Genomic DNA, 14,176 nt, shown 5'->3' on the forward strand with positions numbered 1-14,176 from the left:
CCGCTTGTCCAGAGGAAAGGGTTAAAGTTTTTTAACCATTTCTTATGGTTGGGATTTTGCATTTGCCGACGGGGTGTCCGTGCCGGGTTCGGCTCCGATCGGACGACGCGGACCGGCCTCCGTCTCCTTCCATTCCTTCAGCATCGCCGCGCGCCGGCGCGGAAAACGCTCTTCAAGCATGGCGAGCGCCAGCATCCGCTCCGTGCGAAAATGCCTGTAGCCCTGCCGCGATTCGCACCAGGCGACCAGCATCCTCGTGTCCTCGAAATAGCCGAGCGCCACGGGCCAGATGGTTCGTTCCGAAAGCGCGCCGACACTGTCGGCATAGGAGAGCCGCAGCTTTCGCTCCCGTCGGATCGCCGTGCGGATCAGGGCGAGATCGACGATTTCGCTGTCGACGATGCGCCGCGGCCCGACAAGCAGCGCCGTATTCTCCAGCTCCTCGCGCAGTTCCGCCGGCAGCACCGCGGAAATCTTGGCAAGGGCGTCCGTCGCGGCCTTCGTCACGGGGGCGTCGGCGAATTTCTGCACCCAGCGGAAACCGAGCATCAAGGCTTCCAGCTCCCCCTGCGAGAACATCAGGGGCGGGAGCATGAAGCCGGGGCGCAGGATGTAGCCGACGCCGGGCTCCCCCTCGATATCGGCGCCCTGCGCCTGTAGCGAGGCGATGTCGCGGTAGAGCGTCCGGATGCTGATGCCGAGCTCGCCGGCAAGCGTGGCGCCGCTCACCGCATGGCGGTGGCGTCTCAGGACCTGGAGGAGAGCGAGTAGTCTTTCGGATCGGGCCATGGCAACATACTGCCAGTTTTTGGCAGCGGTGTCGCCTAAAGATCATCCCGTCAACGCAAACAAAGGACGATCCCCATGACGGCTCCCAATCTCCTCATTCTCTACGTCGAAGACGCGGCAGCGAGCGGCCTGTTTTACGAAAAGCTGTTTGCCCATGCGCCGGTGGCGCAGTCCCCGGGCTTTGTCGCATTCCGGTTCGAGAACGGCCTTGGCCTCGGCCTGTGGTCGACCAGCTCCTCGGAATTCGTCTCCTCGGGCACCGGGCACCGTAGCGAAATCGCCATCGTCGCGGAGGACAATGCGTCCATCGACCGGCTTCACGATGAATGGCGCGCGGCCGATGTCGCGATCGAGCAGCCGCCGTTCAACGCGGTCTTCGGCCGCACCTTCGTCGCGCTCGATCCGGATGGCCACCGCATCCGCGTCTGCCCACCGGCCAATTAACCGAGGGGGCTAGAACAATTCCGGTAAACCCGGAATTGTTCTAGGATATTGTTGTACCGCATTATCCGACGCCGAAGCGATTCCGCTTCGGCTGGAAATGCTCTAGCCCTTCAGCATGCGCTCCACGATGTCCGACACGTCGGACGACAGCTTTTCGCCCGCGGCGATGCTGCGCAACGCGTTGCGGGCGTGGTCGGAGCGCACTTCCTCCAGCGCGCGCCAGGAGCGCATGGAGGTGAGGATGCGGGCGGCGAGCTGCGGGTTCTTCGGGTCGATTTCCAGGATCTGCTCGGCAAGGAACCGGTAGCCTGCGCCGTCCGCCCGGTTGAAGCCGGTCGGGTTGGAGAAGGCGAAGGTGCCGACGAGCGCGCGCATGCGGTTCGGGTTCGTCTTGTTGAAAAGCGGGCTTTCCATCAGCGCCTTGATGCGCTCCAGCGCGCCATCGCCCGGAATGGTCGACTGGATGGAGAACCACTTGTCGATGACCAGCGCATTGTCGGCAAAGCGCGCGCGGAAGGTTTCGAGCGCTGCCGCCGTCTCCGGCGCATCGGGGAAGCGGTGGGCGAGCACGGTGAGTGCCGCGCTGAGGTCCGTCATGTTGTCGGCCGCCGCGAAAGCTTCCACGGCGCGGGCCGGCGTGCCGTCGGCGACGGCGAGATAGGCAAGCGCCGCATTGCGCAACGCCCGGTGGCCGGCGCCTTCCGCATCCGGCGTAAAGGCACCTTCGATGCGGTGACGGTCGAACAGGTCTGCGAAGACGGCGGGGTTGCGGTTCGCCACGAAAGCGAGCACGGCCTCGCGGCCGGTGCGGATGGCGTCAGGATCATTGTTGCTGCCGAGCTCGCGCGCGACGTCGGATTCGGACGGTAGCGCGAGCGCCTGTGCCCGGAAGGCGGGCTCCAGCGTCTCGTCGCCGGCAATGGCGATCAGCGTATCGGCAAGCACCGGGTTCGTCTCGACCGACGTGCCGGCGCGCGCCTTGCGTGCCGCATCCACGAGATTGGGAAGCGCCAGGTCGTTCAGCGCCTGCCAGCGGGCGAAGAGATCGCTGTCATGGCGCGCGATATGGGCGAGGTCGGCCGGGGCCTGCTCGAAATGCAGGTTGATCGGTGCCGAAAAACTGCGGTTGAGCGAAACGACCGGACGCGAGGTAACGCCGGAGAAGGTCACCGTCTGGCGGCGCTCCTTGAGGTGCAGCACGTCGCCGGTCACCTCGGCGCCGCTCGTGGCGGGCGTCACCTCCGAGCCGTCGGCGGAGATCAGGCCGAAGCGCAGCGGAATGTGCATCGGCTCCTTCGTGCTCTGGCCCGGCGTCGGCGGGATCATCTGTTCCAGCGACAGCGTGAATTCGCCCTTGCCCTGGTCGTAGCTCGACGAGACGCTGACCAGCGGCGTGCCGGCCTGATGGTACCAGAGCGCGAACTGTGCGAGGTCGACGCCGTTCGCCTCCTCGAAGCATTTGACGAAATCCTCGATCGTCGCGGCATCGCCGTCATGACGCTCGAAATAGAGGTCCATGCCCTTCTTGAAACCGTCCCGGCCGACGATGGTCGCGATCATGCGCGTCACCTCGGAGCCCTTTTCGTAGACGGTCGTCGTGTAGAAGTTGTTGATTTCGCGGTATTTCGTCGGGCGAACGGGATGGGCGAGGGGGCCGGCATCTTCCGGAAACTGTTCCGACTTCAGGTGCCGCACCTCGGCGATGCGCTTGACGGCGCGCGAGCGCTGGTCGGCGGAGAATTCGTGGTCGCGATAGACCGTCAGGCCTTCCTTCAGGCACAGCTGGAACCAGTCGCGGCAGGTGACGCGGTTGCCCGTCCAGTTGTGGAAATATTCGTGCGCGATGATCGCCTCGATATTCGCATAGTCCTGGTCGGTCGCGATTTCCGGGTCGGCGAGCACGTATTTGTCGTTGAAGACGTTGAGCCCCTTGTTCTCCATGGCGCCCATGTTGAAGTCGGAGACGGCGACGATCATGAAGATGTCGAGGTCGTATTCGCGGCCGAACACCTCCTCGTCCCACTTCATCGAGCGCTTCAGCGCGTCCATGGCATAGGCCGCGCGCGGCTCCTTGCCGTGCTCGACATAGATCTTCAGCGTGACCTCGCGGCCGGACAGCGTGGTGAACGTGTCTTCCACGACGCCGAGATCGCCGGCGACCAGCGCGAAGAGGTACGAGGGCTTCGGATGCGGATCGAACCAGGCGGCGAAATGCTTGCCTTCGCCGTAACCCGCGCCGCCCAAAAAGTTGCCGTTGGACAAGAGCAGCGGGCAGCTCGCCTTGTCGGCAATGATGTTGACCGTGTAGACGGCCAGCACGTCCGGCCGATCGGGGAAATAGGTGATGCGGCGGAAACCTTCCGCTTCGCACTGCGTGCAGTAAACGCCGTTCGTGCGGTAGAGGCCCATCAGCTGGGTGTTGGCCTCCGGATTGATCATCGTGGTGATGGTGATCTCGAAGGGCTCGGTCGCCGGCAGCTCGCGGATGGTCAGGCTGTCCGGCGTCGCATCGTAGCGCGCGGCATCAAGCTCCATCTGGTCGAAGAGCAGGCCGGTCATGACGAGCTCGTCGCCGTCAAGAACCAGCGGTGCCGCAAGATCGGCACCTTCGCGGCGATGGAAGATCAGCCGCGCCTCGACCTTCGTCTCCGTCGGATCCAGTTCGAAGGTCAAATCGACGCGCTCGAGAACAAAGTCGGTCTGGCGATAATCTGCCAGATGAATGATCCGGCCGTTCTCTGTCCGCATGGATATGTCCTGCATTTTTGCCGTCCGGCCCGAATCGTTCTGTGCAACGCTATGGGCTACAAGGACGGTCTGCCCCCAGTTCCATGGATAGATATGCTTATTCGCTTAACATCTCATTTCCAGCCGACCCCCATTCACAATTTTGTGCCTTGTTGGCACAGAAGGTCCGGCTGGCGCCTGATCGCCAGGTTCCGATCAAAAATATCCGCGACGCATCACCAGAATTGATCCCATCCGGCGGTCAATCCCGCTAGACTTGCAATCCTCTGTATCGGTTCTCCGGTCTCTCTCAACGCCTGATGCCACGGCCAGCCGGTCGTGACGAGTTCCCCATGGACATGCCATACCCGAACCCCATGCGGGGCATTTTCCTCAAGGTTGCCTCCGTGGTGATCTTCCTCTGCATGTCCACGCTCATCAAGGCGGCCGGCAAGGATCTTCCGGCCGGGCAGATCACCTTCCTGCGCTCCGCCTTCGCCATGGTGCCGATCATCGTCTTCCTGGCAGCGCAGGGCCAGTTGCGCGGCGCGTTTCGCACCAACGACATTTTCGGTCATTTCAAGCGCGGCATCATCGGCATCCTCTCCATGGGCTTCGGCTTCTACGGCCTCGTGCACCTGCCGCTGCCGGAATCGATCGCGCTCGGTTATGCGCTGCCGCTCGTCACCGTGGTCATCGCCGCCGTCTTCCTCAAGGAGAAGGTCGGCATCTATCGCTGGTCAGCCGTTCTCGTAGGGCTGGTGGGTGTGGCCATCATCAGCTGGCCGCGCCTGACGCTGTTTCGCGATGGCGGCTTCGGCTCGTCGGAGGCGATGGGCGCGCTGGCCATGCTGGCCTTCGCTGTGCTCGGCTCCATCGCCATGGTGCTGGTGCGCAAGCTCGTGCAGACCGAACGCACGCCGACCATCGTGCTCTATTTCTCGCTCTTCGCGTCGATCTTCTCGCTCGGCACGCTGCCGTTCGGCTGGGCCGAGCTGAGCTGGCAGGCGCTTGGCCTGATGGCGCTTGCCGGCTTCTGCGGTGGCATCGCACAGATCATGCTGACGCAGAGCTATCGTTATGCGGATGTCTCCACCATCGCGCCGTTCGAATATACCTCGATCGTGCTCGGCCTGATCATCGGCTATTTCCTGTTCGGCGACGTGCCGACCGGAACCATGCTGACCGGCACCGCCATCGTCGTGGTCGCCGGCATCTTCGTCATCCTGCGCGAGCACCAGCTCGACCTCAAGCGCCGCGCGGCGCTGAAACACCAGACCCCTCAGGGCTGACGCCAGTCCGGCGTGGTCGTGTCCTCCAGGCGCTCCTCCGTGACCGCATCCGGCTGAAGGGCGCCGGCGGCGGCATCCGCACCCAGCGGCTGCGCGGTCATCGCCTGGAAATCCGTCTTGGCGACAAGGCCGTCATTCGCCTCCCGCCGGCTGATGCGCCAGGCGGCATAGGCGCAATAAAGCAGGAAATAGACCGCCAGCACGACGAAGAGGGAGCCCGGCCCGAAGCGGTCCATGATCGGCCCGACCATCAGCGGTCCGGAAATTGTCCCGACCCCATAGACGATCATCATGCCGGAGGAGACCTCGACATATTCGTCCGGCTGCGCGCGGTCGTTCGCGTGCGCGACGTTGAGCGCATAGATCGGAAAGATGACCGAGCCGACGAAGGCGGCGACGATGTAGAGCAGCACGGGCGACCCGCCGGCGACGAAAGCCATGGCAAGGCAGGAGAGCGTGCCGACGAGGCCGCAGGCGACCATGACGAGGCGGCGGTCCATGCGGTCGGAGGCGCGGCCGATCGGGATCTGCGCGATGGCGCTGCCGAGCAGCACGCAGGCGAGCAGCGTGGCGCCCTCGGCCGTCGAAAGGCCGATGCGCTGGGTGAACACGCCGCCGAGGTTCAGCCAGGCGCCGGAGAGCGCACCGGCAAGAAAGGCGCCGACGACGGCGACGGGCGAGCGCCGGTAGAGTTTTGCCACGTCGAACCGCGCCTGCGTCGGCGGTGCCGGCAGCGGCGAGGAGGTGAGCGCCGTCGGCAGCAGCGCCACGGAGAAGATGATACCGCAGAGAATGAAGAGTGAGGTGTTGGACGGGTCGCCGAGCGGTACGAGATATTGCCCGCCGATCGTGCCGACCATGGTGGTGATCAGGTAGACGGAAAAGATCGAGCCGCGGTTCTCATTGGTCACCCGCTCGTTCAGCCAGCTTTCGATGATGAGATAGCTGCCGGAAATGGCAAAACCCGACATGGCACGAAACAGCATCCAGGCGCGCCAGTCGACCACGAGCGCGCAGAGCAGGATGCCGATGGCGAGCAGCGTGATCAGCGCCACGAAGACGCGCACATGGCCGACAAGCAGCACGAATTTCGGCGTGACGATGCAGGAGAGCGTGAAACCGATCGTGTAGCCGGTGGCGATCATCGAGATCGTTTGCGTCGACCATCCCTCCGCGACCGCGCGCACCGGCACGACATAACTTTGCAGCCCGAAGGCCACCATCATCAGCAGGGTGGACAGCATCAGGCTGAGAATGGAGACGAGGCTCGCCAGCATGGGGGCTCCGCAGGAGTGGCGCCGCGCGGCGCGTTCAGTGTGCGAGTGTCGCTCTATTGCGGACGCGTTGCGCTGTCCACTGCGACAGCGGCTGACGTAAAAAACAGGAAGATCGTCGGGAAGGTTCAGGAGGGGCGCGAATTCCCGGCACGGTTGTGCTAAAGGGAACTGTCGAGGCGAAAGCCTCGGCACATTGAAAGGAGGTGAGACGCTTGAAATTCCGGCTTACGGTTGTCGTCAGGGTGTTCGGTTGGCGCCTGACACTGACGATGACTCGCTAAGAAAAGGAGATCGGGCTTCGGCCCGGTCTCCACCGGAGGCAAAGACGTCTCACCTCCTCACGAGGGAAACATTACCACAGTGCCGGCGGCTTTCAAAGCCGCAGTCGGCCGTCAGTTGGGCAGGAAGGCCTTGAGCGGGTCGCGGCGCTGCGCCGCATCGCGCGGCAGCGAGGCCAGCACGGAATATTCCCGGGCGGCGTTCACGGCGGCGCGGATGTCGGCAATGTCGGACATCAACTTGCGAAAGGCGGCCATGGTTTGCTCCTGGGTTCGGGTTGCATCGGGCGGCGCCGTGTGGCGCAGCACCCGCGTATCAGCGCTGGATGAACTCGGAGAAGAGCTGAACGGGGCGGTTGATACGGGCGAAGCCGGTGGCCGTGAGCTGCTCGTTGGCCGGGGCAGCGATGCCGCCGAAACCATGGCCGGCGCGAAGACCGGAGTGGCGGAGCGTCTCGAAGCTCGAATGGATGGGCCGAAAGCGGGCGGCGGTCATAGGTCTGTTCCTTAAATCCTGTCCTCCCGTGCTCTTATATTGCGCCGCAACATGAATTTTGCAATGCGACATTCTGCCCGGCAGATATGTGCAATTCGCATGGCTGTTGAAACAATTTGTTCATGCTTGAGGCAGAATCGCGACCCATTCCGGGACGACCCGCAGGTGCCGATCGCCAAGTCATTGAAAAGACTGAGGGAGGCCGTCTATCTAGCCGCTGAGCCCTGCACGAAAAGCGAGCAGATCCTGCCAGGCGAGGCGCTTGCTGATCGGCGCCGTCGCCAGATCCTGCGGGTGCAAAGTCGCAAAAGCCGGGATATTTCGGCCGGAAATCGTGATCTCCCGCCATTCGCCGCGCAATTGATGGATCGTATCGTTCGAGCGGAACAGGAATCGCGCGGCAAAATTGCCGAGCACGAGCAGATGATTCGGCTCGGCGAGCGCGATCTGCCGCTCGATGAAGGGGCGGCAGATATCCGCCTCGCGCTGCGACGGCGGCCGGTTGCCCGGCGGCCGCCAGGGCACGACATTGGTGATGAGAAGGTCGGCGCGGGCGAGCCCGATGCCGGCGAGCATGCGGTCGAGCATCGCGCCCTGCCGGCCGGAGAAGGGCTGGCCGTCGCGGTCGTCCTCGGCATTTGGCATGGCGCCGATCACCATGACGGCGGGTTTGGCCTTGCCCTCGGCAAAGACGAGGCAGCGGGCGCTGGTCTTGAGGTTGCAGCCGTTGAAGGCCTCCATTGCGGTGCGCAGTTCATCGAGTGAGCGCGCGCTGCTGGCGGCAAGCTCGGCTTCGGCCACCGCCTGACCGTCCGGGATCGCGACATTCGGCAGGGGAGCGGCCGCCGCGGGTCGCGGCTGTTCCTGCCGCGCGGGCGCCTGCCGGGCCGGTGCTTGCGGCGCGGGCGCTGCCTCGCGCTGCGGGACTACGCCGCGCGCAGCGCGCATCGCCTCGAATTCGGCGATGCGATCGACCGCCTCTTCTTCCAGCAGCCATTCCACGCCCGCATCCGCATAGAAATGCAGGAGCGATCGAAGCTGGTCGGGGTTGAGGTCTCGCGCGGTGTTCATGCCCTGCACCTTAGCGAAGCGAACCCGGCGAGGAAAGCGCCGCGCTCACGCCGCCCATTCGGCGACGTCGTCGCTTTCGCCGATCAACGCCAGGCCGTGGGCGATGGAGAGCAGTTCGCCGCCGCTCTCGATCTTGCCCTCATCGAAGCGGCGGGTGAAGATGCGCCGCACGGCCGGCACGAAGGATGTGCCGCCGGTGAGAAACACCTTGTCGATGGCATCAGGCGCCGTGTTGGTCTTCTCCAGCACCTCGTCGAGCGCGCCTTCGATGCGGGCGAGGTCTGGCGCAATCCACTCTTCGAAATCGGCGCGCTTGACCGTCTTGTGGCCGGCGCTGCCGAGCGGCGGGAAATGGAATTCCGCCTCGTCCGCCCCGGAAAGCGCCATCTTGGTCGCCGAAATCGCCTGGTAGAGCGGATAGCCCTCGTCATGCTCGACGAGATCGATGAAGAGCTCCAGCTTTTCCGGCTCGATCGCCGAGCGGACCAGCGACTTGAGATCGGTGAACTCGCGCGTCGTCTTGAAGATAGACAGCTGGTTCCAGCGGGCGAAGTTGGCGTAGTAGCCGGAGGGCACCTCCAAGAGCTTGTCGAAGCTTTTGAAATAGGTGCCCTTGCCGATTTCCGGCGCCACGAGATGGCTGATCATCCTCGAATCGAAATGGTCGCCCGCAATGCCGACACCCGAATGGCCGATCGGCGTTGCCGACAACTGGCCTGCCTTGCGCTCGAAGCGGATCAGCGAATAGTCCGTCGTGCCGCCGCCGAAATCGGCGACCAGCACGGTGGCATCGCTCTTCAGCGTTTGCGCGAAATAATAGGCGGCCGCGACGGGCTCGTAGACATAGTGGATTTCCGGAAAGCCGAGCCGGGTCAGCGCCGCATTGTAGCGTTCGAGCGCCAGTGCCGGGTCCGGGCTTGCGCCGGCGAACTGCACCGGCCGCCCGGCAATCACCCGCGACACGTTCCCCGGCCATTCGTCGCCCGCATAGGTTTTCAGCCGGCGTAGGAAGATTTCCATCAGGTCGTCGAAGGCGTGCCGGCGTGCGAAGATCAGCGTGCCCTGGAACAGCGCGCTTGCCGCAAAAGTCTTGATCGATTGCAGGAAGCGGCAATCGCCGGGATTGTCGATGAACTGGCGGATCGCCGCCTGGCCCGCCTCGACCTTTAGCGCCTGCGCGCCGACCACCGGGTCTTTCATGAAGGAAAGCGCCGTGCGCATCGTGTCGGTGACGCCGACGCTGCTGGTGAAGGTCATCGATTGCGTGTCGCTGCCACCCGTCGCAAGCGCCATGACCGTGTTCGTGGTGCCGAAATCAAGCCCGAGTGCCCGTGCCATCGCCGTGCCCCTATGATCGTCGAATTGTCTTGAAGCGAGGCGTGACGCCCGCGCGCGAAAAGGGCGCGTCAGCGCGCGCCCGGAATTGGGAGAGGGCGCCAGATGGCACAGGCCGGCGCAGTTGGCAAGCGCTTAGGACAAATCGACATTCAGTCCATGCCGGCCTGCAAATGGCGATCTTCCGCGCTTCCGGTGCTCACGTACCGAAAGTACGCTGCGCTCCGGATCACGGAAACTCCCCATTTTCGGCACGGCCTGAACTGAATGGCGATTGGTCCTAGACCGAGCGCGCCGCGCCGCCATCGCAGCGAACGAGGCTGCCGGTGACATAACTTGCCGGCGCGCTGCACAGGAAGGCGGCGGTGGCGGCGAATTCCTCCACGGTGCCGTAGCGCCGGGCGGGAATGGCCTTTTCCGAGGCCGCGCGCACGTCGTCGACGCTTTTCCCGCTGCGTTCGGCGGCGGCTGCGTCCAGGCTCTTCAGCCGATCGGTCATGATGCTACCGGGCAGCAGCATGTTGCTGGTGATGCCGTGTTGCGCAACTTCTGTCGCCAGCGTCTTCGACCAGCCGGCAAGCGCCGGGCGCAAGGTGTTGGAAAGCGCGAGGCCTGAGATCGGCTCGATGACGCCGGAGGAGGCGACCGTCAGGATGCGGCCCCAGCCTTGCTGCTTCATGCCGGGCAGCAGCCGGTTGGTGAGGGTGATGATCCTCAGCACCATCGAATTGAAGTAGGTGACGAGCTTTTCCTCGCTCATATCCTCGGTCGAGCCCGGCGTCGGTCCGCCGGAATTGTTGATGAGGATGTCGACGCCACCGAGCTTTTCAGCAACGCCCTTCACGATGGTCTCGACAAAGTTGTCGTCGCTCAAATCCGCCTGCACCCAGTCCGCGCGGCCAATACCGTCCGCATTGATCGCGTCGCAATTGGCCTGGAGCGTCTCGGCGCTGCGGCCGCAGAGCAGCACATGCGCGCCCTCGCGCGCGAGCGCCACGGCGATGCCCTTGCCGAGGCCGCGCGAGGAGGCGAGGATGAGGGCGCGTTTGCCGGTTATACCGAGATCCATGGTGATGTCCTTTGTTTCAGTCGGCGCGGTAGGGCACCTTGCCCGGATTGAACAGGTTTTTGGGGTCGAGCGCCGCCTTGATCGCCTGCGCCACGGCGCGGCGGGCGGGGTTGCCATAGGTCAGATAGGCACGGCGCTTCTCGGTTCCCACCCCGTGCTCGGCGGAAAAGCTGCCGCCGAATTCCGCGACGCCGGTATAGACTGCATCCTCAATCAGTGCCTTCAGCGCCGGAGCCGTGACGCCCTCGCCGATGACGGAAAGGTGCAGGTTGCCGTCGGCGATATGGCCGTAAACATAGGCGTCGAAGCCGGGGTCGATGGCCTTCAGCCGTGCCCGCAGGCCGGCGACATAGTCGTCGAGCGAGCCGGGCGGCACGGAGACGTCGTAAGAAGGGGCGGCCGGAAAATGCCGGTACATGAAGTCGCCGTCCTCGCGCAGCGCCCAGAAGCGGCGCGCCTGGTCGAGCGAGGCGGCGACGATGCCGCTCGTCAGCCCGTGTTCCTCCCAGAGGCCCGCAAGACCCTCTTCCAGCGCCTCGCGCGCCTGCTCTTCGCTTTCGGCGGAAACCTCCATCAGCAGGATCGCCGGCGTGTCGTCCTCCAGCCAGCCGAGATCGAAACCCTTGTCGCCCGCGCTGTCGCGCAGATAGCGCTGCCACATCAGTTCCGCGCCTTCGAGCTGCAAGGCCGGCTGGGCGCGGAAATGGGCGATAAGGGAAAGCGCGGAATTCGCATCGCGCAGGCCGACAAGCGCCGTGGCGCGCATCGGGTTGAAACTTTCGAGCTTCAGCACGGCCCGGGTGACGAAGCCGTAGGCGCCCTCCGAGCCGATGAGGAGCTGCTTGATGTCCGGCCCGGCGCTGACCTTCAGCACGCGCGTCAGGTCGCTGAACAGCGTGCCGTCCGGCATCACGGCCTCGATGCCGAGCACCTGGTGTCGCATCACGCCGTTGCGGAAGGCGAGGATGCCGCCGGCATTGGTGGCGATCATGCCGCCGATCGTGGCGCTGCCGCGCGCCGCAAGGTCGATGCCGGGAATGAGGTCGACCTCGGCCGTCGCCTCCTGAAGCGCCTGCAAGGTGACGCCGGCGCCGACGGTGACGGTGCGGGCGAGGGGATCGATCGCCTCGATGCGGTTGAGCCGTGCTGTGGAGAGAATCAGTTCGCCCGGCCGGCTGATGCCGCCGCCGACAAGCCCGGTGCGGCCGCCCTGCGGCACGATCGGAACGTCCTTTTCGAGGCACCAGCGCACCACAGCGGCAGCCGCTTCGGGCGTTGCCGGTTCCGCCAGGGCGCCTGCACCAAAATTGTCGCGATGCTCGCCGGGATGCCGGTTTGCCAGCCGCTCGCTTCCGACAAGGTGAAGATCCTCGCCGAAATCGTTCAAGTCGCGTTGCAGCGATCGGATAATCTCGGTCATGGCAAGGGTCCCTCTGGCCTGGTGGCTGGCCGCAAATGCCTAGTCGGATGATGATCCGGAATCAAGCGAGCACGGGCACGCGGGAGCGACAATCGATTGACGTTTACGTTAAAGTCAATAAACTTCCGGCCCTGTCATGAAGTCATGCGCAAATGCAGGGAAAGTCTGTCGCAGAACGGCTCGACAAGGCTTGCGTCATTTGCCATGACAGGTGCCGACATGAGGCCGACCCGAGGGAATACCGTGGCTTTTGATGGGTTGCGGGGTGGAGAAGACGGATGAGCGAAGAAATGGAACTCCCCGAACGCGAGAGCATGGAATTCGACGTTGTGATCGTGGGGGCGGGGCCGGCAGGCCTGGCAGCGGCGATCCGGCTGAAGCAGGTCAATCCTGACCTCACCGTCGTCGTGCTCGAAAAGGGCTCGGAAGTCGGCGCGCATATTCTTTCCGGCGCCGTCGTCGACCCGATCGGCATCGACCGCCTGCTGCCCGATTGGCGTGCCGATGACAGCCATCCCTTCAAGACCGAAGTGACGGACGACCATTTCCTGCTGCTCGGCCCGGCCGGCTCCGTGCGCCTGCCGAATTTCGCCATGCCGCCGCTGATGAACAACCACGGCAACTACATCGTCTCGCTCGGCAATGTCTGTCGGTGGCTGGCGACGAAGGCGGAAGAGCTCGGCGTCGAGATCTATCCGGGCTTTGCCGCCACCGAAGTGCTCTACAATGACCAGGGCGCCGTGATCGGTGTGGCCACCGGCGACATGGGCATCGAGCGCAATGGCGAGCCCGGCCCGAACTATACCCGCGGCATGGAGCTGCTCGGCAAATATACGCTGATCGGCGAAGGCGTGCGCGGCTCGCTCGCCAAGCAGCTCATCTCCAAATTCGATCTCCAGAAGGATCGCGAACCCCAGAAATTCGGCATCGGCCTGAAGGAACTCTGGCAGGTCAAGCCGGAGAACCACAGGCCCGGCCTGGTGCAGCACTCCTTCGGCTGGCCGCTCGGCATGAAGACCGGCGGCGGTTCCTTCCTCTATCACCTGGAAGACAACCTCGTCGCCGTCGGCTTCGTGGTGCACCTCAACTACAAGAACCCCTATCTCTTCCCCTTCGAGGAGTTCCAGCGCTTCAAGACGCATCCGGCCATTCGCGGCACGTTCGAGGGCGGCAAGCGGCTTTCCTATGGCGCGCGCGCCATCACCGAGGGCGGTTACCAGTCGGTGCCGAAGCTGTCATTCCCCGGCGGCGCGCTGATCGGCTGCTCGGCCGGCTTCGTCAACGTGCCGCGCATCAAGGGCAGCCACAATGCGGTGCTCTCCGGCATTCTCGCGGCCGAAAAGCTGGCGGATGCCATCGCCCATGGCCGCGCCAATGACGAGCCGATCGAGATCGAGCAGGGCTGGCGCGACAGCGCCATCGGCTCGGACCTGCGCAAGGTCAGGAACGTCAAGCCGCTGTGGTCGAAGCTCGGCACAGCGCTTGGCGTGGCACTCGGCGGCCTCGACATGTGGACGAACACGCTGTTCGGCGGTTCGATCTTCGGCACGCTGAAACACGGCAAGACGGATGCGCAGAGCCTCGAACCGGCGGCAAAACACAAGCGCATCGACTATCCGAAGCCGGACGGTGTCCTCACCTTCGACCGCCTCTCCTCGGTCTTCCTGTCGAACACCAACCACGAGGAAGACCAGCCGGTCCACCTGCAGGTGAAGAACCCGGAGCTGCAGAAGACCTCGGAACTCGACGTCTATGCCGGCCCGTCCACCCGCTACTGTCCCGCCGGGGTCTACGAATGGGTGGAGAAGGACGGCAAGGACGTCTTCGTCATCAACGCGCAGAACTGCGTGCACTGCAAGACCTGCGACATCAAGGACCCCAACCAGAACATCAACTGGGTGCCGCCGCAGGGTGGTGAGGGGCCGGTTTATCCCAATATGTGATGTCCCGGAGGTGGCAGCTTCAAGTTGCCGCCTCT

General features: G+C 64.3%; 12 protein-coding genes. 3 read left to right on the forward strand and 9 right to left on the reverse strand.

From position 1 onward, the window contains the following. Positions 1-42: 42 nt before the first annotated feature. Complete coding sequence (locus tag AC1RWL_RS27750) at positions 43-789, reverse strand: helix-turn-helix transcriptional regulator (protein WP_493096711.1); 747 nt, start codon at positions 787-789, stop codon at positions 43-45. A 75-nt stretch (positions 790-864) separates the two neighbouring features. Here AC1RWL_RS27750 and AC1RWL_RS27755 point away from each other — a divergent pair, with 75 nt between their 5' ends. Beyond that, entirely contained in the window at positions 865-1,233 is a 369-nt protein-coding gene (locus AC1RWL_RS27755; protein WP_256120870.1) for a VOC family protein, read from the forward strand. A 102-nt stretch (positions 1,234-1,335) separates the two neighbouring features. Here the strand turns inward: AC1RWL_RS27755 and pepN are convergent, their stop codons facing one another. Continuing rightward, positions 1,336-3,981, reverse strand: a complete 2,646-nt coding sequence (pepN, locus tag AC1RWL_RS27760) for an aminopeptidase N (protein ID WP_493096712.1) — start codon at positions 3,979-3,981, stop codon at positions 1,336-1,338. Between the two features lie 332 nt (positions 3,982-4,313). Between pepN and AC1RWL_RS27765 the strand changes: the two genes are divergently transcribed. Then, positions 4,314-5,252 carry a DMT family transporter gene (locus tag AC1RWL_RS27765; RefSeq protein WP_493096713.1) on the forward strand — a complete coding sequence of 313 codons (939 nt, stop codon included), beginning with the start codon at positions 4,314-4,316 and terminating at the stop codon, positions 5,250-5,252. Here AC1RWL_RS27765 and AC1RWL_RS27770 read toward each other — a convergent pair. The 7 genes from AC1RWL_RS27770 to AC1RWL_RS27800 all read right to left on the reverse strand — a co-directional run bounded on the left by AC1RWL_RS27770 (position 5,243) and on the right by AC1RWL_RS27800 (position 12,198). Beyond that, positions 5,243-6,529, reverse strand: a complete 1,287-nt coding sequence (locus AC1RWL_RS27770) for an MFS transporter (protein WP_435265109.1) — start codon at positions 6,527-6,529, stop codon at positions 5,243-5,245. The genes AC1RWL_RS27765 and AC1RWL_RS27770 overlap by 10 nt on opposite strands. 392 nt (positions 6,530-6,921) lie before the next feature. Beyond that, positions 6,922-7,065, reverse strand: coding sequence for a hypothetical protein (locus AC1RWL_RS27775; RefSeq protein ID WP_256120874.1), 144 nt, complete (start codon positions 7,063-7,065; stop codon positions 6,922-6,924). Positions 7,066-7,123: 58 nt separating this feature from the next. Further along, positions 7,124-7,303 (reverse strand): hypothetical protein, encoded by a 180-nt coding sequence (locus AC1RWL_RS27780; protein WP_256120875.1) that lies wholly within the window; start codon positions 7,301-7,303, stop codon positions 7,124-7,126. A gap of 210 nt (positions 7,304-7,513) precedes the next feature. Then, the gene (locus tag AC1RWL_RS27785; RefSeq protein ID WP_493096714.1) at positions 7,514-8,374 is read right to left on the reverse strand and encodes a uracil-DNA glycosylase; all 861 of its coding nucleotides are present in this window, start codon (positions 8,372-8,374) and stop codon (positions 7,514-7,516) included. Positions 8,375-8,419: 45 nt separating this feature from the next. Beyond that, positions 8,420-9,712: an Hsp70 family protein gene (locus AC1RWL_RS27790; RefSeq protein ID WP_493096715.1), complete on the reverse strand. Its 1,293-nt coding sequence runs from the start codon at positions 9,710-9,712 to the stop codon at positions 8,420-8,422. Between the two features lie 277 nt (positions 9,713-9,989). Continuing rightward, positions 9,990-10,778 carry an SDR family oxidoreductase gene (locus AC1RWL_RS27795; RefSeq protein WP_493096716.1) on the reverse strand — a complete coding sequence of 263 codons (789 nt, stop codon included), beginning with the start codon at positions 10,776-10,778 and terminating at the stop codon, positions 9,990-9,992. A 16-nt stretch (positions 10,779-10,794) separates the two neighbouring features. Further along, on the reverse strand, positions 10,795-12,198 hold the full coding sequence (locus tag AC1RWL_RS27800; RefSeq protein ID WP_493096717.1) for an FAD-binding oxidoreductase: 1,404 nt from the start codon (positions 12,196-12,198) through the stop codon (positions 10,795-10,797). A 278-nt stretch (positions 12,199-12,476) separates the two neighbouring features. Between AC1RWL_RS27800 and AC1RWL_RS27805 the strand changes: the two genes are divergently transcribed. Continuing rightward, positions 12,477-14,141: an electron transfer flavoprotein-ubiquinone oxidoreductase gene (locus AC1RWL_RS27805; protein ID WP_493096718.1), complete on the forward strand. Its 1,665-nt coding sequence runs from the start codon at positions 12,477-12,479 to the stop codon at positions 14,139-14,141. Positions 14,142-14,176 lie beyond the last annotated feature (35 nt).

It is taken from the genome of Shinella sp. GW821-FHT10F02 (genome assembly GCF_058809275.1).

What these genes read in the sequence shown, in the direction of transcription:
- AC1RWL_RS27750 (WP_493096711.1), bottom strand. Translation starts at nt 789, where the DNA reads ATGGCCCGATCCGAAAGACTACTCGCTCTCCTCCAGGTCCTGAGACGC.
- AC1RWL_RS27755 (WP_256120870.1), top strand. Translation starts at nt 865, where the DNA reads ATGACGGCTCCCAATCTCCTCATTCTCTACGTCGAAGACGCGGCAGCG.
- pepN (WP_493096712.1), bottom strand. Translation starts at nt 3,981, where the DNA reads ATGCGGACAGAGAACGGCCGGATCATTCATCTGGCAGATTATCGCCAG.
- AC1RWL_RS27765 (WP_493096713.1), top strand. Translation starts at nt 4,314, where the DNA reads ATGGACATGCCATACCCGAACCCCATGCGGGGCATTTTCCTCAAGGTT.
- AC1RWL_RS27770 (WP_435265109.1), bottom strand. Translation starts at nt 6,529, where the DNA reads ATGCTGGCGAGCCTCGTCTCCATTCTCAGCCTGATGCTGTCCACCCTG.
- AC1RWL_RS27775 (WP_256120874.1), bottom strand. Translation starts at nt 7,065, where the DNA reads ATGGCCGCCTTTCGCAAGTTGATGTCCGACATTGCCGACATCCGCGCC.
- AC1RWL_RS27780 (WP_256120875.1), bottom strand. Translation starts at nt 7,303, where the DNA reads ATGACCGCCGCCCGCTTTCGGCCCATCCATTCGAGCTTCGAGACGCTC.
- AC1RWL_RS27785 (WP_493096714.1), bottom strand. Translation starts at nt 8,374, where the DNA reads ATGAACACCGCGCGAGACCTCAACCCCGACCAGCTTCGATCGCTCCTG.
- AC1RWL_RS27790 (WP_493096715.1), bottom strand. Translation starts at nt 9,712, where the DNA reads ATGGCACGGGCACTCGGGCTTGATTTCGGCACCACGAACACGGTCATG.
- AC1RWL_RS27795 (WP_493096716.1), bottom strand. Translation starts at nt 10,778, where the DNA reads ATGGATCTCGGTATAACCGGCAAACGCGCCCTCATCCTCGCCTCCTCG.
- AC1RWL_RS27800 (WP_493096717.1), bottom strand. Translation starts at nt 12,198, where the DNA reads ATGACCGAGATTATCCGATCGCTGCAACGCGACTTGAACGATTTCGGC.
- AC1RWL_RS27805 (WP_493096718.1), top strand. Translation starts at nt 12,477, where the DNA reads ATGAGCGAAGAAATGGAACTCCCCGAACGCGAGAGCATGGAATTCGAC.